Source organism: Streptomyces sp. NPDC127117 (genome assembly GCF_042677325.1).
Classification (GTDB): domain Bacteria; phylum Actinomycetota; class Actinomycetes; order Streptomycetales; family Streptomycetaceae; genus Streptomyces.
Genome location: NZ_JBHXTM010000013.1, coordinates 1 through 24,953, shown reverse-complemented (window position 1 = coordinate 24,953; position 24,953 = coordinate 1). Strand labels below are relative to the sequence as shown.

Sequence of the window (24,953 nt, the reverse complement as noted above, 5' to 3'; positions counted from 1 at the left end):
CCGCCCGCCTATGGTCTGAGAGCGCGCAGCCGGGATGGCCGGTCGCTCCATCGCCTTGGTCGAACGACGCATCGCACAGGGAGAAGCCGTGTCGCGTGTCAATCCCGTAGTGGCACGGGCCCTTCGCGCAACTCCCCTGCACCGTCCGGACGTCGCCCACCGGGGCCGGGTCCGGCGGCTGGGACTGAAACCGGAAGAACACGGCCCCACCGGATCGGTGAAGGACCGCAGCGCCGTCGGCCCGTTGCGGTCACTGCACGACGAACGGCCGCTCACCCCCGGCACGGTGGTGGTGGAATCCACCTCGGGCAACCTCGGCCTCGCCCTGGCCCGGCTGCTGCCGGCGGTCGGCTGTGAATTCCTCGCCGTGGTCGACCTCAAGACCCCGCACGTCACCCGCCGCAGCCTCGCCGACAGCGGAGCGCGGGTGATCGTCGTCGACCGGCCCGACGGACCGGGCGGCCATCTGCTCAGCCGGCCGCGCCTGGTGCGCGAACTGTGCGCGGACAACCCCGGATACCGCTGGCCCGACCAGTACGAGAACTGGGCCGCCCCCGAGATCCACCGGCGCACCACCGGACCCGAACTCACCGAGCAGGCCGGACCGGAACTCGGCGCGGTGTACGTACCGGTCTCCACCGGCGGCACGCTCGCGGGCATCAGCGCCCATCTGCGCGAGCACCGGCCCGACGTCACCGCGACAGCCGTGGACGTGCGCGGCTCACCGGCCGTCTCGGGCAGTGCCGGACGGCGCCTGGTCCCGGGCATCGGAGCCGGCCGGCCGTCCGTCTTCCCGAGGACACCGCACAGCTACGACCGGGCGGTGCACGTCGACGACATCGAGGCGATCGCCGTCTGCCGGATCACCGCCGAGGACATCGGGCTCGCACACGGCGGCTCCAGCGGCTGCGCGGTCCGCGCGATGCTGACCGATCAGGAGACGGCCGGGACCGACGGCCGGCTCGCGGTCTGCCTGGCCGCGGACGGCGGCGCCAAGTACCGCGACACCCTCTACTCCGACAACTGGGCCGACGAACGGGGTGTCGCCAAGGAGATCACCTCCGCCGTGGAACAACTGCGCAGCGAAGGACTCTTCTTCGACCGGAAGCACCAGGAGCACTGAACATGGGCACCAGCACCACCCTCGACCGGCAGCGAACGCGCCCCGGCCACCGGCAGTTCCTGCCGCTGGTGCAGGCCGCCACGCTGATCGAGTGGACCGGAACGGGACTCTTCCTCGCCGTCTCGACCATCTACTTCGTCAAGGTCGTCCATCTCAGCACCGCGTCCGTCGGTACCGGCCTGACCATCGGCGGAGCCGTGGCCGTCGCCGCCGCCGTACCCATCGCCCGGCTGGCCGGACGCCACGGGCCGAAGCCGGTGCTGATCGGTGTGATGCTGCTGCGCGCCCTGGCGACCATCGGCTACCTGTGGGTCGACGGCTGGTGGAGCTTCCTCCTCGTCGTCGCCGTCATCGCCGTCACCGAGCAGTCCTCGCCCCCACTGGTCCAGTCGTACGTCGGCGCGCGCGCCCCGGAGAGCCTGCGCGCGAAGGTGATGGCCGTCCAACGCACCGTCGTCAACCTCGGCATCAGCCTGGGCGGGCTGATCGCCGGGGTCGCGCTGGGCTCAGGAGCGCCCGAAGCCTTCCGGCCACTGCTGATCGGCGGCGCGCTCGCCTATGTCGCGGTGGCCGCGGTCTACGCCACCGCGCGGCGCGAGGAAGCGACGACCGCGGCCGGCGGCGGGGTGGCGGAGCTGCTGAAGGACCGCAGGCTGCTCGGCTTCACCGCGTACAACGCACTGGTGTCGCTCTGGATGCCGGTCCTCAACGTGGCCTTCCCGCTCTGGCTCGTCACCGCGACCGACGTACCGGAGCGCTACGTCGGCATCCTGTACGCCGTCAACACCGTGCTGTGCATCGCCCTGCAGTACCCGCTCAACCGCTGCTACCGCACCACCCGCCGGGCCTGGTTCTCCTACGCCGCCGCGGCGCTGCTGCTCAGCGGCGGCGCCCTGGCCTTCGCCGCCGCTCCAGGCTTCGGGGCACGGCAGGCACTGCTGGTGCTCGGCGCGGCCGTCGTCCTGCTGACCTTCGCCGAACTGCTACAGGTGGGTGCCTCGTGGACCCTCTCCTTCGATCTGGCACCGGAGGGGGCGCGCAGCGCGTACCTGGTGCTGTTCAACACCAGCCGCACCGTGGCCAACCGGGTCGCGGGCCCGGTGCTGATGACCGGCGTCGTCCTCGCCCTCGGCACCGCCGGCTGGATCGTGCTCGCCGGTGTGCTGCTGCTCGGTGCGCTCGTCCCCTTCGTGATGCTCCGCGCGGCACCCGCAACCGGCGACTGAGTCCGCCCCGCACCGTCCCCACCGCCACCCCCTTCGCCAAGGAGCCCCGCCCGCCATGGACTTCGAGCAGTACCCCGACCGCCACTTCCGCTGTCTGACCCGAGCGGACGTCATCGAGGCCGCCCGCGACGTGGACATCGTGGCGACGGTGGCCCAGGCGCTCAGGCTGCACTCCGCCGGACACTCCGTCCTTCCCGAGGAGGCCCACCTCGGCTGGACCACCCCGCAGGGCGACGCGGCCAGGCTGCCGGCCATGCCCGGGGCGCTCACCGAGGAGGGACGGGCGCCGGTCATCGGCATGAAGACCATCAACGCCTCGATCGGCAACCCGGCGCGCGGCATACCCCGCTCCCAGGGCTTCACCCTGCTCCTCGACCCGGCGCTCTTCGCCGCCACTGTCCGGCAGGAACGGATCACCCACCTCTTCCTGACCCCGCAGCTGCTCGACGGACTGCTGGCGGAGAGCGCCGGACACTCCGGCGGACACCGGCCGGTCCTGGTCACCAGCGGCGCCGACACCCTGCCCGTGGAAACCGTCCGGCGCTTCCGCGAGGTCTGGCCCGACGCCACCCTGCTCAACCTGTACGGCATGACGGAGACCGCCTCCAACGTCGCCGCCTACGACACCGCCCGACTGCCCGCCGACGCCGAACGTGTCCCCGTCGGCAGCCCCGTGGCGGGCGCCTCGCTCTCGGTCCGCGACCGGCTCGGCCGGCGGCTGCCGAACGGCGTGTCCGGCGAGGTGTGGGTCTCCGGACCACCACTGGCCCTCGGCTACGTCGGCGGCGACGGCGAGGACCGCTTCACCACCGACGGAGCCGGAATCCGGCAGTACCGCACGGGCGACCGGGGCCGCAAACTCCCGGACTCCGTACTGGAGATCACCGGCCGCGCCGACAACCAGATCAAGGTGCGTGGCTACCGCGTCGAGCTGGAGGAGATCGAGGCCACTCTGCGCAAGGCACCGGACGTCACCGACGCGGGGGCCTACGCACAGAGCGAGGACCGCGAAACACGCATCGTCGCCTGCGTCACCTCCGATGAGGAGACATCCCCTGCCGCACTGCGCGCATATCTGCGCGACCGGCTGCCCGACTACATGCTGCCGGCCCGCATCCAGCAGTTGCCGCGGCTCCCGCTGAGCACCAACGGCAAGCTGGACCGCACCGCCCTGCGGACGCTCGTGGCGGACATCGGGCAGGAACGGGCCGCCGGATTCATCCCGTCCGACGCCACCGAGGCCGCCGTCTCCGCACTCTGGCAGGAGCTGCTCGGCGCACCGCCCGCATCGGCGGACCAGAACTTCTTCGACGCCGGGGGCCACTCCCTGCTCGCCGTACGGCTCGCCAACCGGCTCGCGGCGACGGCGGGCCGCCGCATCCCGCTGCGCCGCATCCTCGGCGCACCCACCGTCACCGCGATCGCCGCACTGTGCCGCGAGATCCAGCAGGAGGAGCAGATATGAACGACCCATGGCTGACCGTCCCGGGCGAGCAGCCGCAGGGCACCGGCACCCTCGCCGTCTGCTTCGCACCCACCGGCGCCCACGGCTCCACGTTCGCGGGGTGGCACGGCCGGCTGCCCGAGGACACCACCCTCGCGTTCGTCGCACCACCGGGCCGCGGCACCCGGATCGACGAGGAACACGTCACCGACATGGCCGTCTACGCCGACGCCGTGGCGGCCGGGATACGTGAACTGCTGGGCGGACGACGGCTGGTACTGATCGGCGTCAGCCTCGGAGCCCTGCTGGCGTACGAGACCTGCCGCCGGCTGCTCGACGCCCGAGTGCCCGTCACGAGGCTCTGCGCCGTGGCCGGACAGTGCCCCGGCGACTTCGACGGCCGGGGCGAGGACGTGACCGTCGAGGACGCCCGTGCCTTCGTCGCCGGAACCGGACTGACCGACCCGGAACTCCTCGCGGACCCCGAGTTCGAGGAGGTGCTGCTGCCTCCCGTCATCGCCGATCTGCAACTCGCCGCCCGCTACGACGGCCGCCGTGGAGCCGTTCCGCAGGTCCATCTGCGCGCGGTGTGGGCCACCGACGACCCGCACGTGCCCGAGGTCACCGTGCGCCGCTGGGCCGAGTGGACCAGCGGTGAATGCTCCCTGACGTCCGTCGAGGGCGGCCACTACGCCCACCAGGAGAACCCGGCCGCGGTCATCTCCGCCTGCCTCGACGGCCTCCCCGGAACCCGGCCGTCCCGGCGCTCGGTGCTCGGCGCCGGGGCGACGGCCGTCGCCTCCACGGTGCTGGGCCTCGGCGCGGTGGCGTCGGCGGCCCCCGCGGCGCGGGCCGCCGGGGCGACCGGAACCGCCACCGTCCCCTACGACGGCGACCCCACCGACCCCGTCGGCCTGGCCGTCGCCATGATCCGGCAGAACACCAGCAACCCCGGGGACGGCGCGGTCACCCTGCCGCTCGCCCGGATGCTCCAGGGGATCTTCGGCGCCGCCGGGGTCGGCACCGAGATCGTGCCCACCCCGAAGGACGGCAACGTCCACTTCTTCGCCCGGATCCCCGGCCGCGGACCGGCCACGAAGAAACCCCTGGTCCTGCTCGGCCACTCCGACGTGGTGCCCGCCGTCGGCGACCGGTGGGAGACGGACCCCTTCGCCGGAGAGATCAGGGACGGCAAGCTGTACGGGCGCGGCTCCCTGGACATGAAGGGCGTCAACGCCGCCTTCGTCGCCGCACTGCTGCGCCATGTCCGGGAGGGGACTTCCTTCGACCGCGACATCGTCTTCTGGTCCGACTGCGACGAGGAGCAGGGACCGTACGGCGCGCGCTGGTTCCTCACCGAACACCCCGGCAGGGTGGCGGCGGGCGCAGTCATCACCGAGGGCGGCTGGGTGCTCAACCAGCGCGACGGCTCCACGCCCATGATCGCCTCGCTGACCTGCAACGACAAGCGATCCCTGCTGCTGCGCCTGGAGACCTCCTCGTACGCCACCCACACCTCCAAGCCCTTCTCCGGGCAGGCGGTGATCCGGCTGGGCGAGGTGCTCGAACAACTCGGCCAGTGGCGTGCCCACATCCGCCCCAACGCACTGTCCCGGAGGTACTTCGCCGAACTGGCCGAGGCCACCACCGACCGGCACTTCGCCCAGGCGTTGCGGGAGATGCTCGACGCCCGCACGGACCGGCAGCGGGACCGGGCGGGGGAGAGCGTGGTGCGGCTCAGCGAGACCCCGGAGCTGCACAACGCGATGCTGCGGACCACGCTCGCCTTCACTGCGGCCCGGTCCGGGTACTACCCGAGCATCGTGCCGGGCACGGCGACCGCGGAGTTCCGGGCCGCCTTCCTGCCGGGCGCCGAGGACCCCGGACGCACCGTCGCCGAACTGCGCTCGCTGATCGGCAGCCGGGCGACGCTGAGCGTGGTCGGCAACCCCGGTGAGAGCGAGCAGCAGGCACTGGACCGGCTGCGCGGCTATCTGGCCACCCCCGACTCCGACCACGACACCGATGTGTTCCGCGCCTGGCAGAGCGCCGTACGCCGGACCCATCCCGGAGTACGGGCCACCGCCTGCCAGTTCGAGGCGGTCACCAGCGCGGTGCCGTTCCGGGAACAGAACGTACCCGTGTACGGCATGTACCCGTTCACCGTGAACCGCGACATGCTCAAGCGCATGCACGGCACCGACGAACACATCGGTGTCCAAGCACTGCGCCAGGGCACCGAGACGGTCTACCAACTGCTGGCCGGACTGCGATCGAAGGACTGAGCCGCGGACTGTCCGTGCGGGCGAACCCGGCAGGGCACGCCCGCACGGACCCTCATCCCACGCTGACCCAGTCGAGAGTGCGCTCCACCGCCCGCTTCCAGTTCGCGTAACCCTCCGCGCGCTGCGCCTCGCTCCACTGAGGCTGCCAGCGCTTCGACTCCTGCCAGTGCTCGCGCAGTTCGCCCAGGTCCTGCCAGAAACCGGTGGCCAGACCGGCGGCGTAGGCGGCACCGAGCGCGGTCGTCTCGGCGACGACCGGACGGCTGACGGGGACACCGAGCACATCGGCCTGTATCTGCATGCACAGGTCGTTGGCCGTGACCCCGCCGTCGACCTTGAGCACATCGAGATGGACACCGGAGTCCTGCTCCATCGCCTCCACCACGTCCCGGCTCTGGTAGCAGATCGATTCCAGAGTGGCCCGCGCCAGATGGGCGTTGGTGTTGTACCTGGCCAGCCCGACGATGGCGCCCCGGGCGTCGGAGCGCCAGTACGGGGCGAAGAGCCCCGAGAAGGCCGGCACGAAATACATCCCGCCGTTGTCGGCGACGGACCGGGCAAGCCGCTCGCTCTCCGCCGCGTCGGCGATGATCTTCATCTGGTCCCGCAGCCACTGCACCGCCGACCCGGTGACAGCGATCGACCCCTCCAGGGCGTAGACCGCCGGACTCTCCCCGAACCGGTAGGCGACCGTGGTGAGCAGCCCGTGCTTGGACCGGATGAGCTTCGTACCGGTGTTGAGCAGCAGGAAGTTGCCGGTGCCGTACGTGTTCTTCGCCTCGCCCGGCTCGAAGCACACCTGCCCCACGGTGGCCGCCTGCTGGTCGCCGAGCACCCCGGTGACCGGGACCGCGGCCCGCAGCGGGCGGGAGGTGCGGGTGCGGCCGTACGCCTCCGCGTCGGAGGAGGGGTTGATGGCGGGGAGCATCGACCGGGGGATGCCGAAGATGTCCAGCAGCTCGTCGTCCCAGTCGAGCGTCTCCAGATTCATCAGCATCGTCCGGCTGGCGTTGGTCACATCGGTGGCGTGGGTGCCGCCGTCGGGGCCGCCGGTAAGATTCCACAACACCCAGCAGTCCGTGTTCCCGAACACCGCGTGCCCCCGCTCCGCGGCCTCGCGGACCCCCTCGACGTTCTCCAGGATCCACTTGATCTTCCCGCCGGAGAAGTAAGTGGCCGGAGGGAGACCCGACTTGCGCCGGATGACCTCGCCGTGCCCCTCGTCCTCCAGGGCCTTGGCGATCGAGTCGGTGCGGGTGTCCTGCCACACGATGGCGTTGCAGTACGGCCGGCCGGTACGGGGATCCCACACGACGGTCGTCTCGCGCTGATTGGTGATCCCGATGGCGTCGAGATCCGTGCCGCTGAGACCACCGGCGCGCAGGGCGTTCTGCATCACCGAGTTGGTGCGCTCCCAGATCTCCACCGGATCGTGCTCCACCCAGCCCGGGCGGGGCAGGATCTGTTCGTGCTCCAACTGGTGTCTGGCCACCTCGTTGCCGCCGTGATCGAAGATCATGAAGCGGCTGCTGGTGGTGCCCTGGTCCACTGCGCCGATGAAGTCCGCCATGGCCTGCTGCCTCTCCTGGGTCCGCGCTCGGTGATGGAACCGGGCGTCACTTCTCCGGCGGTACGGGGATGGTTCCCTCCGGTTCCGCTTCCACCGAGGGGAGGAAACGGCTGATGAAGACCTTGTAGACGAACGCCCCCAGCGGGCCGCCGACCAGCGGGCCCACGATCGGCACCCAGAAGTAGAAGTTGCCGTACTGATCCCGCCACGCCCCGCCGTAGCCGGTGAGGAAACTGGCGAGCCGGGGGCCGAGGTCGCGGGCCGGGTTGATGGCGTATCCGGCGTTGGTGCCGAACGCCATACCGATGGCCACCACGATGAGACCCACGATGAACGGGCCGAGATTGGAACCCGGCGGGGTGTTGAGGAGATCGGTGACCGCGAAGATCAGCAGCACCAGGATCGCGGTGCCGATGATCTGGTCCCGCAGCGCACCCCATTCGTGCACCGGGAGCGCGGGGTTTCCGTTGGCCGGCAGGGTGGAGAACACGGTCTGCGTCTTGATGGTGTGCCCCGGGTCCGCCTTCGCCAGCGCCTCCGTGTAGTTCCACCGCACCAGCAGCGCCGCGACGAACGCCCCCGCGAGCTGGGCGAGCGAGTACGGCGCCACCTTCTTCCAGGGGAAATCCTTGAACGCGGCAAGGGAGAGGGTCACGGCGGGGTTGAGATGGGCTCCGCTGAGCCGGCCCGCCACATAGACACCCAGGGTGACTCCGAGACCCCATGCCCAGGCGATGCTGTCGTGATTTCCGAGGCCGCCCGGCGGATCGGTCAGGGCACCGCCCGCCGCGACCTGGGCCACCACACCACAGCCGAAGAGGATGAGGATCATCGTGCCCAGGAACTCCGCGGAGAGTTCCCCGGCGAGTCCCGACCGCTTGAGCCGCTCCATGTGGATCTCGCTTCCTGTCGATTCACGACCTCTGCGGCACAGATCCACATCCGAGCGTAGACGGGGGCAGTTGGTTCCGCATTCGGTGGCGGATACGCCGGTTCCCGCCCCTTCCCGGGCTGGAACCGTGCCGGGTCTCAGTCGACGTCGACATGGTCGAAGGCCTCCAGCATCCGGCCGAGCACCCGTACGCAGGCCGTCACATCGGCGTCGGTGAGCTCCCCGTCCACCCGGCGCAGCAGCGACGCCTCGCGGGCCAGGGCCGCTGTGATCGCCGCCCGTCCGTTGCCGGTCAGCCGGATCAGCGACGACCGCTGGTGCGCGGGGTTGGGGATGGTCTCGGCCAGTCCTGCCGCGGCGGCGTCGTTGACCATGCGCTGCACGAACTGACGGCTCAGCGCCTGTGCCCGGCCCATCTGCGGGACCGTCATGGGCCCGTTCTCGCGCAGCAGATCCAGTACGGCGCGCACGCCGACGGAGAGGCCCTCGATCGGTGCGGCCTGCTCCACCTTGCGCTGCACACGCCGGTAGAGCGGGCCGACCAGGGCGAAGACCTCCGTCAGCCGGTGGGCCAGTTCCTCGGGTGCCAGGGGTGGGTCGATGTCGGTCATCCGGCAATGATGACACCTTGGTTGTCATTGCGGCGAGAGAATGGCACCTTGGTTGTCATGAATGCTGCTTCCGAGCTGAACTTCATCGAGACCGGGGACGGGCGCCTCGTCCACCGCGACACCGGCGAGGGCCCGCCGCTGGTACTGCTGCACGGCGGCTTCCTGGACCACGGGATGTGGGACGACCAGGTGCCGGAACTCGCCCGGAACCACCGCGTGATCGTGCCGGACGCCCGCGGACACGGTGGATCGGCCAACGCGACCAGGCCCTTCCGGCACACCGACGACGTGGCCGCCCTGCTGCACCGGCTCGACGCCGGGCCCGCGATCCTGGTCGGACTGTCGATGGGGGCTGCCACCGCGGTCGACACGGCGCTCGAACACCCGGATCTGGTGCGCGCGCTGGTCGTCAGCGGGGCGGGGACCAGCGAGCCCGCATTCGACGACCCCTGGTCCCGGCGGGTCCTGGCCGCGCAGGCCCGCGCCCTGGAAGAGGGTGACATCCAGGGGTGGCTCGACGCCTTCATGCTCTTCGCGGCGGGCCCGCACCGCACACTCGACGACGTCGACGGCGCGGTCGTGCGGCGGGTGCGCGAGATGGCGGCCCGGACGCTGTCCAAGCACCGCGGCGACGAACCCGACCTGCGGGTGCCCGTTCCCGATACCTGGGCGCGGGCGGCGGGGATCGAGATCCCGGTCCTGGCCGTCAACGGAGGCATCGACGGCGCGGACCAGCTCGCCATGGCCCGGCGCCTGGTCCGGACGGTCGCCGACGGGCGGGAGGCGATCGTCGAGGGCGCCGCCCACTACCCCAACATGGAGAAACCGGACGTCTTCGGCGAGATCCTCGGAGACTTCCTGGCGGCCGTGCGCCCCCGGTAGGGCGGTGCCGGGGTCAGCGGGAGGCGGCGGCCAGCGCGTCGTCCGCCTCCCGCGGCGGCCCGTGCCGGGGCGTCGTGCGGCCCCAGGCGCAGGTGCTCGACGTGGAAGGTGCCGCCGGACTCCGGACTCCGGACGGCGGGCGGCCGGCCGGAGTGAGGGCGTCGCGGTGCAGTACGCCACCGGCGCGGCCACCACCGGCCCCAGCGGCAGCCCGACCCGGCCGCGCCCGCGGCGGGCGACGGCGCGACGAAGACAGCCGCCCCGATCATCGAGCCCAGACCGATCACCACGGCGTCGAACACACCCGGACGGCGCTTCGGTCCACCCGTCGCCGCCGCTGCCGACGTGGTCGTCGCCCCCTCCGGTCGCCAGCGGTGCACGGTGACCGAGCGAGGTGTCCGGCAGGGGGCGGGGCGTCGACGGGAAACCCGGTGGGGGTATCGTCGGGCGCGCACCGCAGGACCCATCGACCCGTATGACCGAGCAATTCGAGGCAGCCGTGGATCGCGAACGGACACGCACACCGGGAGCCTCCCGGATGCTGCTGCTCTGCGCCGTCCTGCTCGGGCTGTTCCTCATGCACGGAGCACCCGCGAGCGCCGCGGACGGCTGTCATGACGCGATGGCCGTGACGGCGGCCCCACCGGGGCCCACGGCGGTGAGCGCCGGCCACTCCGCCATGCGGGGCGAGCACGCTCCCGTCCGGGTGGCGGACGCGATGTCCGCGATGAACGGCGAGTCATGCGTGTTCACCCATGCCCGTGACCGGGTGCTGCCGCTGCTGATGGCGCTGGGCCTGGTGCTCCTGGCCGTCCGGGGGCTCACCGGGCGCCGTACGGCCGTACGCGGTCCGGCCCGGCGGGGACCGCCGTTCGCCGGAAGAGAGCTGCTGCTCCGGGTGTGCATCGCGCGGACGTGACAGGACTCCGCCGCTCCACGGCCCTTCGAGGCCGGACCGGCCGGACGAACCTGCCCCTTTCGCGCGCCACGGACGTGGCGCATCCACCCGGAAAGAACCTGTGATGTCCGCTTCCCGTTGCTCCACCGCCCGGCGCCGCACCCTCGCGGCGGCCGGCACCGTCGCAGTCCTCGCGCTGGCACTGACCGCCTGCGGCTCCTCCGACGGCTCGAAGTCCGACGGTTCGTCCATGCCCGGCATGGACCACGGCTCGGCCGGCGCCTCCGCACCGGCCACCCCCGGCGGCAAGTTCAACGATGCCGACGTGAAGTTCGCGCAGCAGATGATCCCGCACCACCAGCAAGCCATCGAGATGGCGAAGCTGGCCGACGGCCGCGCCGCCGACCCCGAGATCAAGAAGCTGGCCACCGCGATCGAGAAGGCCCAGGACCCCGAGATCAACACGATGAAGGGCTGGCTGACGTCCTGGGGCAAGCCGCTGCCCTCGTCCTCCGCGATGGACGACATGCCCGGGATGGACCACGGCCCGGACGGTTCGGGGATGCCCGGAATGATGTCCGGCAAGGACATGGGTGACCTGGCCGCCGCCAAGGGCAAGGACTTCGACAAGAAGTTCGCCCAGCTCATGATCGGGCACCACCAGGGCGCCGTCACCATGGCCGAGGACGAGCAGAAGAACGGCGCCGATGCCGAAGCGAAGAAGCTCGCCGGTGCCGTCGTCACGGCCCAGATCGCCGAGATCGAGCAGATGAACAAGATCATCGACAGGCTCTGATCCCGGCAGGGGTGCGGGCCCGCGCCGTGCGGCGGCCCGCACCCCCCTCTCCCGGTGCGGCCGGTACGGGAGACACCCGCCGCCGACCGCTCAGCCTGCGGCCTCCGGCGCCGCCAGCAGCTCGGCCACCTCCTGTGCGCTCGTCTCCCGCAGCTCCTCCCCGACCAGCAGCCACCTGGTGATGCCGACCGATTCGAGGAAGGCCAGATCGTGACTGGCGATCAGGAGCGCCCCCTCGTAGGAGTCGAGCGCACCGGTCAGCTGACGCACACTGGCGATGTCCAGGTTGTTGGTCGGCTCGTCCATCATCAGCAGCTGCGGGGCCGGTGCGGCGAGCATTGTCGCCGCGAGCGCGGCACGGAAGCGTTCCCCGCCCGACAGGGTGCCCGCCGGCTGCTCCGCGCGCTTGCCCTGGAACAGGAAGCGGGCGAGCTGGGCACGGATGTGGTTGTCGGTGACCCCGGGAGCCATCCGGGCCACGTTCGCCGCGACGCTCAGTTCCTCGTCCAGTACATCGAGCCGCTGCGGAAGGAACCGCACCGGCACGAAGGCCCTGGCCTCGCCGGACAGCGGGGCCAGCTCACCGGTGAGCGTGCGCAGCAGCGTCGTCTTCCCGGCGCCGTTGCGGCCGACGAGCGCGATCCGCTCGGGCCCGTTCACCTGGAGGCTGCCCTCGCGCAGTCTGCCGAACCGCGGGCGCAGGCCGTGCAGGCTCAGCACGGTGCGTCCGGTGGGCACCGCCGTGTGCGGGAGGCTCACGCGGATCTCGGCATCGTCGCGGACCGCGTCCGCGGCCTCCTCCCGGCGTTCGCGCGCCTCGCTGAGACGTTCCTCGTGGACACCGCGAAGCCTGCCCGCCGACTCCTGCGCCGATCGCTTCCGGCGGCCGGCCAGGATCTTCGGCAGGCTGCCCTCGGCCTCCGCCTTCCGGCCGTTCTTCTGGCGCCGGGCCAGCTTCATATGGGTCTCCTCCAGTTCGCGCTTCTGGCGGCGCACATCGGCCTCGGCGGCCCGCAACATCCGCCCGGCGGCCTCCTGTTCGGCAGCCACGGCCTCCTCGTACGCCGACCAGCCGCCGCCGTACCAGTTCACCGAGCCGGTGCGCAGTTCGGCGATGCGGTCCACGCGCTCCAGCAGTTCGCGGTCATGGCTGACCACGATCAGCACCCCCGAGCGCCAGGTGTCGACCGCCTCGTAGAGCCTGCGGCGGGCGAACGCATCGAGGTTGTTGGTGGGCTCGTCCAGGAGCAGGACGTCGGGGCGCTCCAGCAGCAGCGCGGCCAGCCGCAGCAGGACGGTCTCCCCGCCGGACAACTGGCCGACGGTGCGGTCGAGTTCGACGCCGCCGAGGCCGAGCGAGCCCAGCGTCGCCAGGGCCCGTTCCTCGACGTCCCAGTCGTCGCCGATCGTCTCGAAGTGCTTCTCGTCGACATCCCCGGCCTCGATGGCGCGCAGTGCCGCACGCCGCTCGGCGATGCCCAGTGCCCGGTCGACCCGCAGTGTCGTGTCGAGGGTGATGTTCTGCGGAAGGTGGGCGAGGCTGCCGCCGACGGTCACCGTCCCCTGGGCCGGGCGCAGTTGACCGGCGAGGAGTCGCAGGAGTGTGGACTTGCCCGCGCCGTTGTTGCCGACGAGGCCGACGCGGCCCCGGCCGATGCTCAGCGAGAGCCCGTCGAAGACGGTGGTGCCGTCCGGCCACCGGAAGGTCAGGGCGGAGCAGGTGAGGGAGGCGTGAGGGGTGGGGGGAGTCGCCATGGTGTTCCTCGCATTCGCAAGCGCAGAGATGGGGGCTTCGTATGCGAGCACCACGCAGCGACCGGACAGCGGAAGGAGGTGCGACGGTCCTGGAGATCGAGGGACGGCTCATGCACCGAGGTCGCATCCACGCGGAGTCACGGGCAGTGCGGGGCACTGCTACGGCGTGACGGGCGTACGGGCGAAGCCGTACGGCGCGATGTTCGCGAACCTCAGATGCGCAACGTCCACCTCAATCGGAGACAACAGGACTTCAGAACTGTAAACGACGGAGTGAAGGAAAGGCAATGTCATCGGGTGCCGGGGCGGGCGCCGGAATAGTTGGGCGAAATGCCCGCTTTTGTGAATTCGTGGCGCGAGTCACGTCCTGCCTGTCGCGTGCCGCACCCCGCGGTTCGGTTCCCTTTCCCCGCAAGTGGAGCGGGTTGTGCGATGTGAGGTGGATTACTGAAATTCCGGTAAATCGATCTTGTGGGTGAATTGCATTCGGAAAATGGGGTCTTGTCCCTTCCGGCTCTTCTCGCCTACGGTCACCGTCAATCCGGACGGAACGCCGAATCCTGCCGCTGTCCGGCAATCCGACCCACTCATGCACGGCAGGAGCGGGGAACCCAGGTAAGCCGCCGGTCCGGAATCCGGAACGGCTCGGGGTGAAGCCGCGCTGGTGCGCGGCCAGGCATCTCCAGCCTGAACCCGACAGCTCACCTCGCAGGCGACGGAGAGGAATCCACCATGTCCGCAACGGGTACGTACCGTCGTCGCAAGTCCACCACACTGACCCGCGGTTTCATCGCCGTGGGCACGGGCGCGGCCGCCCTGCTGCTTCCGCTGCTGGGTGCCCACACCGCCTCGGCGGCTCCGGCGCAGACCGCCGCCGCACCGGCCGCGCCGTCGGCGTACACGAACGATCTGGACGGCTGGATCAAGCAGTCGCTGGCCGTGATGGCCGAGCACGGTATCCCCGGCAGCTACGAGGGCATCCACCGCAACGTCATGCGCGAGTCGTCCGGCAACCCCAGGGCGATCAACAACTGGGACTCGAACGCCGCCGCCGGGACGCCCTCCAAGGGCCTCCTCCAGATCATCGATCCGACGTTCCGGGCCTATCACGTGCCCGGGACCGCGTCGGACAGCTACGACCCGGTCGCCAACATCACGGCCGCGTGCAACTACGCGGCCGCCAAGTACGGCTCCATCGACAACGTCTTCGGTGCCTACTGACGTGACCGCACCGCCGGCGTGACCCCACCACCGCCCGGCCCGGGCCGTCCCGAGGTCAGCCCAGGCGCGGGGGTGTCCGGTCGGCATGGCGGAGGATCGCGCGGACGGTGAGGCGGGACGGCGCGAGACGCAGGGCCGTAGTGCGCAGGGCGACGGCCGGCGGACGGGACAGCCGCCGGCCCATCCGCCCGGCCTGCCTGGCGGCCCGCGCGACCGCCTGGCTGCGGGGCCGGCGCTCGGCGTCGTAGCGGCCGAGCGCCGACTCGACGGTGGCTCCGGCGGAGAGCGAGGCGGCCAGTGTCAGGGGTGATGACCGCAGACCGACGGACCGTCCTCGCCGATGCCGCCATCCATGTGCTGGCCGATGAGGGGATGCGGGGCCTGACCCACCGGGCCGTGGACCGGGCGGCCGACCTGCCGCCGGGCACCACCTCGGCGTACTTCCGCACCCGGCAGGCACTGCTCACCGCACTCGTCCGACGGCTCGTGGCGCAGGACCAGGCGGAGTTGCAGGCGGCCGGCGAGCAGGCGCAGGTGCCGCGCGCCGCCGCCGAACTGACGGACGGGCTCGCCGGCTTCGTCGAACGGCGGCTGACCGGCGAGGGGCGGCAGCGGTCGCTCGCCCGCTACGCCTGCGCGGTCGGGAGCGTGCGCCACCCGGAGCTGCGCGAGATTCTCGTACCCCGACAGAACACGGCCCGTGACGTGGTGCGGGCGTTCCTGCGCGCGCAGGGCGTCGCCGACGCCGAGGGCCGCACGCTCACACTGCTGACCTGTGTGGACGGACTCGTCTTCGACCGGCCGGTGGGCGGCGGGGGAGTGCCGAGGGGCGAGATCGCGGGGCTGGTCGCCGCGGCGCTCCGCGACTGCGGCGAGGAAGCCGGCGCGACCGGCCCGGGGTGATCCCGTACGCGTTACTCCTGGGCGGGTTCCGCCGCCTGCTCCGGCTCGGAGCGGGGCAGTACGGGCACGGTCGCCGCCGCCCCGTTGCGGACCGACTGCACCACCGCGTCGTGCAGTCGGCGGCTGTCCTCCTCCGAACAGCACGGCACCGGACTGCCCGACATGGTGAACCAGTCGATCGCACCGCTGTACTGCACGGTGACCTGGGCCGTGTCGTCCGCCCAGGTCGTGTGAACGGTCAAGTCCCCGGACAGCACGCCGACCTCGTCCGTGAGCACGCCGCCGCGCCCCGAGAACACACCGCAAGTGGTCCATGACGCCCAACCCATGACTCCAGGCTGGCACCAAGACCGCGGATCCGCGACCCGCGGGCTCCGTGCCTCGCCCGCACCCCGGCCGCCCGGGGTGCCGTTCCACCCTTCCGGATGCTGGAAATGGGGAAACTTTCCCACGGGCCGGGCTGCGGTTCCCGCACCCCCCGATCCCTGGACATTGACGCGTTGTTAGCGCCAAATCGTCGGATCAGCCCTTCAGAACAACGAATTCCGAAGGTGAACACCTCTTGACCTGCGGAACACGTCAGGATTGCATGTCGCGCTGGGAGCGCCGAAACCACTCACCACGTCCTCGTCTGGAGGCGATACCGCTCCCGTGCTCGGACACCGCACCTGTTGATCGGAACCGCACGATGACCGAAACGCTCAGCGCTCCCCAGGCGCTCGCACCAGCGACCGGCCCCACTCCACAGAAGCTCAAGCGTTCCATCGGCGTCGTGGGCGGAACACTGCTCACGCTCTCCTGCGTGACGCCCGCCTCGACCCTCTTCGTGGTCGTACCGGACCTGTTCTCCAGCCTCGGCACGTACACCGCCCTCACCATCGCCATCGGCTCGCTGCTCTGTATCGCGGTCGCCTTCTGCTACTCGGAGCTGGGCACGCTCATCCCGAGTGCCGGCGGTGAGTACGCCATGGTGTCGACGATGGCCGGGCGGCTCGCCGGGTGGCTCGTCTTCGTGCTCTCGCTGCTGGTCGTGATGATCGTGCCCCCGGTCATCGCCATGGGTACGGCCGACTACCTCGCTCCCATCGTGCACATTCCGGCCTCCGTCGCGGGCGCCGGCGTGATGGTGCTCGCCACCCTCGCCGGTCTGCTGGACCTGCGCGCCAACGCGTGGATCACCGGCATCTTCCTCGTCCTCGAAGTGATCGCGGCGGCCGTCGTCGCCGTTCTCGGCTTCGCCCACTCCGAGCGCGGCGCCTCGGCGCTGGTGCACGGTACGGTTGCCTCGTCGGGCGGCGGGAGCTCGACCGTCACCGCGATGATGGTGGTCTCCGGGCTCGCCATCGCGCTCTTCATCACCCAGGGCTTCTCCACCGCCGTCTACCTCTCGGAGGAGCTGGAGAACCCGCGGCGCAACGTGGCCCGCACCGTGCTGGCCACCCTCGCCATCTCCAGCGCGGTCATCCTCGTCCCGGTCATCGCCATCACGCTCGGCGCTCCCGATCTGGCGGCCCTGACCTCGGGCGACCTCAACACCATGGTCGCCGCCTGGTCCAACTCGGCCGTCGGCACCTTCGTCAGCCTCTGCGTCGCCCTCGCGATCATCAACGCCGGCATCGTGATGGTCATCCAGAACTCGCGGGTGCTGTTCGCCTCCGCCCGTGACAAGGCATGGCCCGGACCGGTCAACAACGCCCTGTCCCGGCTCGGCCGGTTCGGCTCCCCGTGGGTCGCGACCCTGGTCGTCGGCGTCCCCGGCGCGGCACTCTGCTTCGTCAATCTCGACACCCTGTACGGCGTCACCGGCGTCTCCGTCACCGCGATGTACCTGCTGGTCGCCGTCGCCGCACTGCTCTGCCGCCGCGGCGCGCACCGTGAGGCGGCGGCCTGGCGGATGCCGCTGTGGCCCGCGATCCCGGTGCTGCTGATCGCCGTGCTGGCGTACATCCTGACCCAGCAGGAGACCGAGTACCTGCTGTGGACCGGCGGGATCACCGCGGTCGCCACGCTCTACTGGGCGTTCTACCTGCGGCCCCGCCGGGAGACCCGCTGGCTGGTCAGCATTCCGGAGGACGCGCAGTCCTGACCCGTACGTTCTCCGTGCCGTGCCCGGCCCGTCGGCGGTGACCCACCGCGGACGGGCCGGGCACCTTTCGGGCCGGGCCCGGTCGCCCGACCGGGCGCCGTACCGGCCCGACGACGGGCGGACCCGCCCCCGGCTCCCGCACAGTGGGGTGAGGGCAGTCCGTCGTCGGAACGCGGGGAGTCGAAGCGGGATGAGTGTGAAAAGGGTCGGAGTCGTCGTACACCAGGGCCGCCCCGAGGCCATTGTCGCGGCGGGCGTCGTACGTGACTGGTGTGCCCGCGAAGGCATCCCGTGCACCGACATCGACGTGTGGCGCGACGACGAACGCAGGCGCGGTGGGCGTGAGGAGGCCGATGTCGCGGGCAACCCCGATCTCATCGTGACGCTCGGCGGCGACGGGACATTCCTGCGCGGCGCCCGGATCGCCGCCAAGAACGACGGCGCCGTCCTCGGGATCGACCTGGGCCGCGTCGGCTTCCTCACCGAGGTTCCGGCGAAGGACGTGGTCCGGGCGCTCGACGCCGTCCACCGGGGCCGGGCGGCGGTCGAGGAACGCATGACCCTGACCATGCGGGCCTCCCGCGTACTCGAAGTGCCCAAGGACATCGGCGCCCTGATGGGCTACGGACGACGCCCGATGCTGCCGCCCCCGCAGGTCGACCTCGACGCGGAGGCCGCGGCGGAGGACTGGGGCGTGGCACTGGACGTCACCGCGCTCAACGACGTCGTCGTGGAGAAGCTCGCCCGCGACCGGCAGGTGAGCCTCGGCGTGTACATCGGCGGCCGGCTCCTCGCCTCGTACTCGGCCGACGCGGTCATCATGGCCACCCCCACCGGCTCGACCGCCTACAGCTTCGCCGCGGGCGGCCCGGTGGTCTCGCCACGCATGGACGCCGTCCTCTTCACACCCGTGGCGGCACACATGACCTTCGACCGCACCGTGATCGCCGCGGCCGACGAACCGATCGCCGTCCGGGTCCTGCCGCACTCGGGGCAGGGCGCGGTGACCATCGACGGCCAGTTGCGCGGCGTGCTCGACGCCGGGGACTGGGTCGGGGTGTACGCGGCACCGCACCGCCTCCGGGTCATCAGGCTCGGCCCGCACGACTTCTACGGACGGCTGCGCACCCGCCTCCGCCTCACCGACGCCCCGGCCACGGCGGCCGACGGGGCGAGCGCACCCCTCTTCCGCCCCGACGGGCCGGTCCCGCACGACCTGGCCCACCTCCACCTTCCCCCGGCGGACCGGGACGAGGCCGACCGCGCCCGACCGCGCCGGGAGTCCCCCGGACCGCGCCCGTGACCCGGGGCCGCGAAGAATTCACCGCAGCCATCGAAGCCAAGCCGCACACCACCTTCGGCGAAGTGAAGGCCGATGTCCTGGAGCGTCACGTACCCGGGTTCGAGCCGGGCGACTTCGTGGACACCATCCCGGACTCCGCCCGGCCCGGGTGAGATTCCGGCGCACGCCCGGAGCGACGGGGAGGAGCGGCCCCGCCCTCGCGGTGCCCCGGCGGGAGCCCGGGTGGAGCAGGCCCCCGTCGCTATAGTTGGCGCCTACAGGAAAGTGACCGTGCAGAGGCGCTCGGTGCGCCACGGGCCCGTCCCGCGGCCCCGAAGGACACCGCTGCCACGCGGAAGGTCCGGCGGCCGAACGGCTCCGCGCCCGCTGCCCGTTCCTCCACCGTCCACGGAAAGGGCGAGCGATGCCGGCCGTCCTCGTACTGCTGCTCGCCGGAACCTGGCTGCTCTCCGGCGCCCTGGTCACCGGAACCGACCCGCTGATCGTCGCCGTGGGCCGCACCGCGGTGTGCTGCCTGGTCCTCACCGCCGTCGCCGTCACCACCGCGGAAGGCAGGGCCGACCTGCGCCGGGCCGCCGCCAGGCCGGGCACCGTCTGGCTGCTGGGCCTGCTCGGCTTCGCCGGGTACGCGGCGGGAACCCTCCTCGCCATCCCGCGCATCGGGACCTCACTCACCAATCTCGTCGTCGCGCTGATGCCCTGCGCCTCGGTCGCCGTGGGCGCGCTGTTCTTCGGCGAACGGTCCGGGCCGCGCAAGGTGGCCGGGGCGGTGCTCGCCTGTGCCGCCGCCGTCGGATACGCGGCGCTCGGTGCGGACGCGGGCGACGCCGACGGGGTGGGGCTGCTGCTCGTGGCGGCGGCGACCGTCGCCTTCGCCGGGTACGGGTTCCTCTACCGGGAACGGCTGTCGGGGCTGCCGCCCCTCGCCGTGCTGCCCGTACTGCTCGCGGCAGCCACCTGTCTGCTGCTCCCGATGGCGCTGCCCGCCCTGATCTCCCACCCCCCGACCCCCGCCGCGATCGGCGGCACGGTCGTGCTCGGCGCGGGCGTGTACGCGCCCGCCTACCTCGTGCAGCACCGGCTCATCCTGCTGCGCGGACCGGTCTTCACGGCCGCCGTGCAACTGGCCGTTCCCTTCACCGTGCGCCTGGGCGACTGGGCACTCGGCACCGCGTCCGCCCCTTCCATGGCGGAACTGCTGCTCCTCGCCGTGTGCTGCGGGGGCATCGCCCTCGTCACCGTCCAGCCGGCCGCCCGGCTCGCCGTCGCCGACTGACCGTGGAGGCCGCGCCGGGCGGACCGGATCAGGGCTCCGGCTGCGGTCCGGCCGTCGTCGCGCCGACCACCAGTGTGCACGGGTGGGCGTGCAGTCCGGGGGCTTCGCGCCCGTCGGCAACCTGAGCGGCGGCTGCGGCGCCCAGCGCGGCCAACCCGGTGTCGACGGTGGTGAGATGACGGGTGTGCTGACCGCCGATCACGTACTCCCAGTTGTCCACACCGACCAGCGCGACATCGTCCGGGACACGCCTTCCCGACTGCCGCAGTACGGACTCCGCGCCCAGCGCTATCTGGTCGTTGCCGCAGAACACGGCGTCGAACCGGGCGCCGGACTCGATCAGCCGGCGGCAGGCCGTGGCCCCCCAGGCCCGGCTCCAGTCCCCCCGGAGCGTGTCGGTCGCGGGCGGCAGCCCGGCATCGGCGAGCGCGGCCAGCAGCCCCTGCTCACGTCCCGTCGCGGCGGTGTCCGCCGCCTCGCCGGTGATGTGCGCGATGCGCCGCCTGCCCAGCGACAGCAGATGCTCGCCCGCCAGCCGCCCGGCCATCCGGCTGTCGGGGACGTAACAGGAGTCGCCCTCCCGGTCGGTGAGCCCGAAGGCATAGGCGACCGGGACGGAGAACTCGGCCGTGACGGAGCGCATTTCGGCCCGGAGACCGTCACCGAGCACCAGCAGCCCGTCCACGCGCCGGGCCAGCAGCCTGCGGACGCTCTCGGCCATCGTGTCCGGGTCGAGGCCCGTGTCGTAGAGCAGACACGCCTGCTCCCGGCTGCCCAGGTGGGCGACCGCCCCGACCAGCACCGGCTCGGTGAACGCTCCCCGGGCGTTCTGGGCGAGAATGCCGATCGTCCGGCTCCGGCCCAACGCGAAGGACTGTGCCAGGGCGTTGGGCCGGAAGTCCAGTCTGCGCGCGGCCTCCGCGATGCGCGATCTGGTCGCCGTCGAGACCCGGCCGCCGCCGTTCAACGCCCTTGATGCCGTGGAGAGCGAAACCCCGGCGACCGCCGCGACATCGCTCAGTGTGACCCTGCCCCGTTCCGTCATGGCCTCAGCCTAGCCATGCAGCGCAACTGCTTGTGCAATTCCGGTGGTTGCTGTGTGAACCCTTGACAGAGTTTGTTTACGGGGCCAGTGTGTGCCGCGCTTGAGCAAGCGGTTGCGCAACGGTCCGGAGCCGCCTCCGGGGCCGGCGCGGACAGGCTCTCCGCAGTGACCGCGTGCAGCACTCCGCGCAGCACCCCCGCGCCCGATGATCAGGGAGTTTCTCGCCATGCGACATCGACCACGCAGACGCCTGTCCCGAGCGGCGGTGGCCTTCTCCACACTGCTCGGCCTCCTGGCATTCGGCCCGGCCGCCGCCTCCGCCGAGCGACCCGGAACGGTCGCGGACGGCGACGACTCCGCAATTGCCGTGCTCGGGAAGACACTTGAGTCCCGAAACGTCACCATCGACGCGTCCCCCGGCAGCGACGAGGCGAGCGTCAACACCCGTGCGTACGGTGGCCGCGACTGCTGGGAGATCGGCCCCGGCCGCCCCAGCCAGTACCTGTACGTCACCCTGGACGCCCGCCTCAAGCACTACGGGGCGAACCACGCGGCCGTCGACATCGACTACTTCGACGCACCCGGAACCAAGTTCGCACTGGTCTACGACGCGGGCGCGAACCCGTGGCGTACCTCACGGATCGTGCGGACGACCGGCACCAACACCTGGAAGACCGCGCACTTCTACATCCCGGACGGGGCGTTCGCCGGCGGGCAGTACGGCCGGGACATGCGCATCGCCACCTGGGCGCAGGACATGGGGTCCAGCGAGAAACCGGTCTGTTTCGCCCGTTACGCCTTCGAGCCGTCCCCGGTCGACACCGATGACGTACAGGTCGATGTGACCACTCCGGGCAACCTCTTCGACCCCGGCGAGCGGGCGACCTTCGGGGTCCTGTCCGCCCGCGACCGCTCCGTGCCCTGGAGCGTCCGCGACTACCGGGGACGCACTGTGCGGCAGGGGGCCGCCGCCATCGACCCGGCCATCCGCGAAGGCTCCGTGGATGCCGGTGAACTTCCCCTCGGCTACTACACGTTGACGCTTCGCGGAACCGCCGCCGACGGGGCCCCCGTCGCCCGCACCGCCGGTTTCGCGGTGCAGCACCCCGGGCCCGACCCGAAGCGCACCACCGACTCCTTCTTCGGCGTCAACCACCACCATCGTTCCGCCCCCGGCGACGCCTGGGACGACAGCACGAAGCTCGCCGCCCGCGCCGGGGCCGACGGACTGCGCGTCGACTCCGTCTACTGGAGCAGCATCGAACACCCCAAGGGCGAGTACCAGTGGCCCGAGGCCAGTGAACGCGTCACCGCGGACTTCGGGGCGCGCGGCCAGAACGGCCTGATGCTGCTGGGCTTCGGCAACTCCGACTACGGCAACATCCCGAGCACCGACGAGGCGTACCGGGCGTTCGGGAAGTACGCCGGACAGGTCGCGGCGAAGGCGGGCGGCCGGATCGAATCGCTGGAGGTCTGGAACGAGTACTACGGCGGTTTCTCCAACGGCGTGTGCTCGCAGAGCGCGAAGTGCTACGCCAAGATGCTGGCCGCCGCGTACTCGGGGGTCAAGACCGCCGACCCGAAGATCACCGTGGTCGGCGCCTCGTCGTTCAAGGTGCCACTGGACTGGTTCGAGGAACTGTTCAGGCTCGGCGGACTCAAGCACATGGACGCGATCTCCATCCACCCCTACCGGGCCCCGGGCGACCCCGAGGGCGTCGAACTCGACATCGCGGGCCTCAAGCGGCTGATGCGGCAGTACAACGACGGCAGGGAACTGCCCATCTGGATCACCGAGCAGGGCTGGACCTCCGCGGACCGGGACGGCATCGGCGTCGACGAGCAGACCCAGGCACAGGCCACCGCCCGTGCCCTGCTCGCCGCCAAGGCCGCGGGCGTCGCCCGCTACTACTGGTACGACCTGATCAACGACGGCAACGGTCCGAGCAACGGGGAACACAACTTCGGACTGCTGCGCAAGACGGGCCCGGAGGCCAACGGGCTCAACCCGAAGCCCGCCTACCTCGCCTACTCCACCACTGCCCGCGAACTGACCGAGGCGCGGTTCACCGGCCGAGTGCACACCGGCGACCCCGACCTGCACGCGTACTCGTTCAGGTCCGCGGCCGGCTCGCCCGGCGGCGGAGCGGTGACCACGGCCCTGTGGAGCAGTGACCGCACCGGCAAGCCGGTCCGGGTGCGGACCGGGAAGCCCGTCACCGTGGTCGACATGCTCGGCGCGGAGCGGGTCCTGGAGCCGGTGGACGGCTGGGTGCACCTCACGGCCACCGGTGCCCCGGTCTACCTGCGGGCCGCGGCCGACCGGATCGAGGAATCACCGCTGCTGTCGCTGTCCGCGCCCCGGGACATCGTGGCCGGTACGGGGATTCCGGTGACCGCCACACTCGACAACCGGGCCACCGGCCACGGCGACGGGGCGTCCGCACACAGGCGCACCGCGGTCTTCGAGATCGAGGGCGAGCGGGTCACCGTCTCGGCGGCCCCCGGCCGACGGGCGAGCGCCGTGCTGAAGGTCCCGGCCGGTGACACACCGGGCAACCGTGGCCTGGCCGCAGCGGTCACGCTCGACGGGAAGCGGGCCGGCGCGGTCGCGGCCGGCACACGGGTGACGGCGAACCCCGTGACGGTCGACGTGTCCCCGGAGATGTCGGTGAAGGGCGCCACCCGCACCGACCGGCTCGCCGTGACCGTCACGAACCACTCGCCGGACACACCGGCCGGGGTGACCGGCATCGACTGGTCCTTCGGCGACCTCAGCGGAACGATCGCGGGCCGGGGAATCGGCGACAGGGGCACGGTCCCACCGCTCGCCACCCGAACCTTCCGCACCACGGTCGACGGAGCCGCCGCCTACGCCGTCGAGCCCGTCGGGGTGACCGCCAGACTCGCGGACGGACGCACCGCACAGGACAGCGACTCCTTCGGCTTCAGCCCGATCGCCAGGGCCACCCCGCACCTGGTGGACGGAGAACTCACCGGCCTGGGCGATGTACCGAAGGTGGACCTCTCCGAGGTCGGCTCGTACAGCGGCATCGAACCCTCCGTCGCCGACGGCGACATGTGGGCGACCTGGGACGACAGGAACCTCTATGTATCCGCGGTCGTCCGGGAGAAGGACCACCGGACGGCACGGAAGGTGGCCTGGCTGCCTGCCGGTGACAGCATCGGCATCGGCGTGCAGCCGGGCAAACCGGGGGAGGGACTGGGGCGTTGGGGTGCCGACTGGTACATGCTCTACGCCGGTGACACCGTGACCGAGGGGCCGGGTGTCTTCGTCGAATCCCTGCCGAAGGACTACCCGGTGGGGCCGGTGGCGGGCGCAGATGTCCGAGTGGCCCGCGACGAGGAGGCCGGCACCACGACCTACCTGGTCGCCGTGCCGTGGAAGCGGATCGCCCCGCTGTCGCCCGAGGACCCCGCGTTCTCGCTGACCCTGACGGTCAACAAGAGCGACGGCGTGCAGCGGGACAACTACCGCTCGCTCGGTCTCGACGGATGGCAGACCTGGGGCGACGGGCTCAACAACTGGAAGCTGGTGCGCTATCAGCAGGTGCAGCTGACCCGCTGACCCGTGTGCCCACTGATCCACCACCGGGCCGGTGGGCGCCGCGACCCC

The 24,953-nt window shown here is 71.5% G+C and carries 19 protein-coding genes, 3 pseudogenes and 1 riboswitch; of the genes and pseudogenes, 14 read left to right on the top strand and 8 right to left on the bottom strand.

Features of this window, described 5'->3' with window-relative positions; genetic code table 11:
- The first annotated feature begins 88 nt into the window (after positions 1-88).
- From ACFVH0_RS13990 to ACFVH0_RS13975, 4 genes are read left to right on the top strand one after another with little or no spacing between them, the layout of a single operon-like run.
- A complete protein-coding gene (locus ACFVH0_RS13990; protein WP_385819805.1) occupies positions 89-1,123 on the top strand; it encodes a pyridoxal-phosphate dependent enzyme in 1,035 nt (344 codons plus the stop codon).
- A 2-nt stretch (positions 1,124-1,125) separates the two neighbouring features.
- On the top strand, positions 1,126-2,349 hold the full coding sequence (locus tag ACFVH0_RS13985; protein ID WP_385819804.1) for an MFS transporter: 1,224 nt from the start codon (positions 1,126-1,128) through the stop codon (positions 2,347-2,349).
- A gap of 55 nt (positions 2,350-2,404) precedes the next feature.
- Complete coding sequence (locus tag ACFVH0_RS13980; RefSeq protein WP_385819803.1) at positions 2,405-3,814, top strand: AMP-binding protein; 1,410 nt, start codon at positions 2,405-2,407, stop codon at positions 3,812-3,814.
- Positions 3,811-6,078, top strand: a complete 2,268-nt coding sequence (locus ACFVH0_RS13975) for a M20/M25/M40 family metallo-hydrolase (protein ID WP_385819802.1) — start codon at positions 3,811-3,813, stop codon at positions 6,076-6,078. Before ACFVH0_RS13980 ends, ACFVH0_RS13975 begins: the two co-directional genes overlap by 4 nt.
- A gap of 52 nt (positions 6,079-6,130) precedes the next feature.
- On the opposite strand, the gene glpK is transcribed toward ACFVH0_RS13975, so the two are convergent.
- The 3 genes from glpK to ACFVH0_RS13960 form a co-directional block, all read right to left on the bottom strand.
- The gene (glpK, locus tag ACFVH0_RS13970) at positions 6,131-7,648 is read right to left on the bottom strand and encodes a glycerol kinase GlpK (RefSeq protein ID WP_385819801.1); all 1,518 of its coding nucleotides are present in this window, start codon (positions 7,646-7,648) and stop codon (positions 6,131-6,133) included.
- A 46-nt stretch (positions 7,649-7,694) separates the two neighbouring features.
- On the bottom strand, positions 7,695-8,540 hold the full coding sequence (locus ACFVH0_RS13965; RefSeq protein WP_385819800.1) for an MIP/aquaporin family protein: 846 nt from the start codon (positions 8,538-8,540) through the stop codon (positions 7,695-7,697).
- Between the two features lie 137 nt (positions 8,541-8,677).
- On the bottom strand, positions 8,678-9,151 hold the full coding sequence (locus tag ACFVH0_RS13960; protein ID WP_385819799.1) for a MarR family winged helix-turn-helix transcriptional regulator: 474 nt from the start codon (positions 9,149-9,151) through the stop codon (positions 8,678-8,680).
- 57 nt (positions 9,152-9,208) lie between these two features.
- Here ACFVH0_RS13960 and ACFVH0_RS13955 point away from each other — a divergent pair, with 57 nt between their 5' ends.
- Positions 9,209-10,033: an alpha/beta fold hydrolase gene (locus tag ACFVH0_RS13955; protein WP_385819798.1), complete on the top strand. Its 825-nt coding sequence runs from the start codon at positions 9,209-9,211 to the stop codon at positions 10,031-10,033.
- A 120-nt stretch (positions 10,034-10,153) separates the two neighbouring features.
- Here the strand turns inward: ACFVH0_RS13955 and ACFVH0_RS13950 are convergent.
- Positions 10,154-10,335, bottom strand: a pseudogene (locus ACFVH0_RS13950) (amino acid permease); the annotation flags it as partial.
- A 173-nt stretch (positions 10,336-10,508) separates the two neighbouring features.
- Between ACFVH0_RS13950 and ACFVH0_RS13945 the strand changes: the two are divergent.
- Both ACFVH0_RS13945 and ACFVH0_RS13940 read left to right on the top strand, forming a co-directional pair.
- Positions 10,509-10,952 (top strand): hypothetical protein, encoded by a 444-nt coding sequence (locus tag ACFVH0_RS13945; RefSeq protein ID WP_385819797.1) that lies wholly within the window; start codon positions 10,509-10,511, stop codon positions 10,950-10,952.
- Positions 10,953-11,055: 103 nt separating this feature from the next.
- Positions 11,056-11,727 (top strand): DUF305 domain-containing protein, encoded by a 672-nt coding sequence (locus ACFVH0_RS13940; protein ID WP_385819796.1) that lies wholly within the window; start codon positions 11,056-11,058, stop codon positions 11,725-11,727.
- Between the two features lie 90 nt (positions 11,728-11,817).
- Here the strand turns inward: ACFVH0_RS13940 and ACFVH0_RS13935 are convergent, their stop codons facing one another.
- Positions 11,818-13,482, bottom strand: coding sequence for an ABC-F family ATP-binding cassette domain-containing protein (locus ACFVH0_RS13935; RefSeq protein WP_385819795.1), 1,665 nt, complete (start codon positions 13,480-13,482; stop codon positions 11,818-11,820).
- A gap of 541 nt (positions 13,483-14,023) precedes the next feature.
- Positions 14,024-14,210: riboswitch (cyclic di-AMP (ydaO/yuaA leader) on the top strand.
- A gap of 4 nt (positions 14,211-14,214) precedes the next feature.
- Between ACFVH0_RS13935 and ACFVH0_RS13930 the strand changes: the two genes are divergently transcribed.
- Positions 14,215-14,703, top strand: coding sequence for a transglycosylase SLT domain-containing protein (locus ACFVH0_RS13930; protein WP_385819794.1), 489 nt, complete (start codon positions 14,215-14,217; stop codon positions 14,701-14,703).
- Positions 14,704-14,758: 55 nt separating this feature from the next.
- Here the strand turns inward: ACFVH0_RS13930 and ACFVH0_RS13925 are convergent.
- Positions 14,759-15,007 (bottom strand): annotated as a pseudogene (locus ACFVH0_RS13925) (FAD-dependent oxidoreductase); the annotation flags it as partial.
- 5 nt (positions 15,008-15,012) lie between these two features.
- Between ACFVH0_RS13925 and ACFVH0_RS13920 the strand changes: the two are divergent.
- Complete coding sequence (locus ACFVH0_RS13920) at positions 15,013-15,606, top strand: TetR/AcrR family transcriptional regulator (protein WP_385819793.1); 594 nt, start codon at positions 15,013-15,015, stop codon at positions 15,604-15,606.
- Positions 15,607-15,617: 11 nt separating this feature from the next.
- Here ACFVH0_RS13920 and ACFVH0_RS13915 read toward each other — a convergent pair whose 3' ends face one another.
- Entirely contained in the window at positions 15,618-15,935 is a 318-nt protein-coding gene (locus tag ACFVH0_RS13915; protein WP_385819792.1) for a hypothetical protein, read from the bottom strand.
- Positions 15,936-16,294: 359 nt separating this feature from the next.
- Here ACFVH0_RS13915 and ACFVH0_RS13910 point away from each other — a divergent pair, with 359 nt between their 5' ends.
- From ACFVH0_RS13910 to ACFVH0_RS13895, 4 genes and pseudogenes are all read left to right on the top strand, one after another.
- A complete protein-coding gene (locus ACFVH0_RS13910; RefSeq protein ID WP_385819791.1) occupies positions 16,295-17,692 on the top strand; it encodes an APC family permease in 1,398 nt (465 codons plus the stop codon).
- Positions 17,693-17,882: 190 nt separating this feature from the next.
- Positions 17,883-18,995, top strand: coding sequence for an NAD(+)/NADH kinase (locus tag ACFVH0_RS13905; protein WP_385819790.1), 1,113 nt, complete (start codon positions 17,883-17,885; stop codon positions 18,993-18,995).
- A 38-nt stretch (positions 18,996-19,033) separates the two neighbouring features.
- A pseudogene (locus ACFVH0_RS13900) lies at positions 19,034-19,147 on the top strand (diguanylate cyclase); the annotation flags it as partial.
- 251 nt (positions 19,148-19,398) lie between these two features.
- Positions 19,399-20,271, top strand: a complete 873-nt coding sequence (locus tag ACFVH0_RS13895) for an EamA family transporter (RefSeq protein ID WP_385819789.1) — start codon at positions 19,399-19,401, stop codon at positions 20,269-20,271.
- A gap of 28 nt (positions 20,272-20,299) precedes the next feature.
- Here the strand turns inward: ACFVH0_RS13895 and ACFVH0_RS13890 are convergent, their stop codons facing one another.
- Complete coding sequence (locus ACFVH0_RS13890; RefSeq protein ID WP_385819788.1) at positions 20,300-21,316, bottom strand: LacI family DNA-binding transcriptional regulator; 1,017 nt, start codon at positions 21,314-21,316, stop codon at positions 20,300-20,302.
- A 226-nt stretch (positions 21,317-21,542) separates the two neighbouring features.
- Here ACFVH0_RS13890 and ACFVH0_RS13885 point away from each other — a divergent pair, with 226 nt between their 5' ends.
- Positions 21,543-24,905 (top strand): glycosyl hydrolase, encoded by a 3,363-nt coding sequence (locus ACFVH0_RS13885; protein WP_385819787.1) that lies wholly within the window; start codon positions 21,543-21,545, stop codon positions 24,903-24,905.
- Positions 24,906-24,953: the final 48 nt, after the last annotated feature.

What these genes read in the sequence shown, in the direction of transcription:
- ACFVH0_RS13895 (WP_385819789.1), top strand. Translation starts at nt 19,399, where the DNA reads ATGCCGGCCGTCCTCGTACTGCTGCTCGCCGGAACCTGGCTGCTCTCC.
- ACFVH0_RS13920 (WP_385819793.1), top strand. Translation starts at nt 15,013, where the DNA reads ATGACCGCAGACCGACGGACCGTCCTCGCCGATGCCGCCATCCATGTG.
- glpK (WP_385819801.1), bottom strand. Translation starts at nt 7,648, where the DNA reads ATGGCGGACTTCATCGGCGCAGTGGACCAGGGCACCACCAGCAGCCGC.
- ACFVH0_RS13975 (WP_385819802.1), top strand. Translation starts at nt 3,811, where the DNA reads ATGAACGACCCATGGCTGACCGTCCCGGGCGAGCAGCCGCAGGGCACC.
- ACFVH0_RS13935 (WP_385819795.1), bottom strand. Translation starts at nt 13,482, where the DNA reads ATGGCGACTCCCCCCACCCCTCACGCCTCCCTCACCTGCTCCGCCCTG.
- ACFVH0_RS13980 (WP_385819803.1), top strand. Translation starts at nt 2,405, where the DNA reads ATGGACTTCGAGCAGTACCCCGACCGCCACTTCCGCTGTCTGACCCGA.
- ACFVH0_RS13945 (WP_385819797.1), top strand. Translation starts at nt 10,509, where the DNA reads ATGACCGAGCAATTCGAGGCAGCCGTGGATCGCGAACGGACACGCACA.
- ACFVH0_RS13905 (WP_385819790.1), top strand. Translation starts at nt 17,883, where the DNA reads ATGAGTGTGAAAAGGGTCGGAGTCGTCGTACACCAGGGCCGCCCCGAG.
- ACFVH0_RS13940 (WP_385819796.1), top strand. Translation starts at nt 11,056, where the DNA reads ATGTCCGCTTCCCGTTGCTCCACCGCCCGGCGCCGCACCCTCGCGGCG.
- ACFVH0_RS13960 (WP_385819799.1), bottom strand. Translation starts at nt 9,151, where the DNA reads ATGACCGACATCGACCCACCCCTGGCACCCGAGGAACTGGCCCACCGG.
- ACFVH0_RS13915 (WP_385819792.1), bottom strand. Translation starts at nt 15,935, where the DNA reads ATGGGTTGGGCGTCATGGACCACTTGCGGTGTGTTCTCGGGGCGCGGC.
- ACFVH0_RS13885 (WP_385819787.1), top strand. Translation starts at nt 21,543, where the DNA reads ATGCGACATCGACCACGCAGACGCCTGTCCCGAGCGGCGGTGGCCTTC.
- ACFVH0_RS13955 (WP_385819798.1), top strand. Translation starts at nt 9,209, where the DNA reads ATGAATGCTGCTTCCGAGCTGAACTTCATCGAGACCGGGGACGGGCGC.
- ACFVH0_RS13890 (WP_385819788.1), bottom strand. Translation starts at nt 21,316, where the DNA reads ATGACGGAACGGGGCAGGGTCACACTGAGCGATGTCGCGGCGGTCGCC.
- ACFVH0_RS13965 (WP_385819800.1), bottom strand. Translation starts at nt 8,540, where the DNA reads ATGGAGCGGCTCAAGCGGTCGGGACTCGCCGGGGAACTCTCCGCGGAG.
- ACFVH0_RS13985 (WP_385819804.1), top strand. Translation starts at nt 1,126, where the DNA reads ATGGGCACCAGCACCACCCTCGACCGGCAGCGAACGCGCCCCGGCCAC.
- ACFVH0_RS13910 (WP_385819791.1), top strand. Translation starts at nt 16,295, where the DNA reads ATGACCGAAACGCTCAGCGCTCCCCAGGCGCTCGCACCAGCGACCGGC.
- ACFVH0_RS13930 (WP_385819794.1), top strand. Translation starts at nt 14,215, where the DNA reads ATGTCCGCAACGGGTACGTACCGTCGTCGCAAGTCCACCACACTGACC.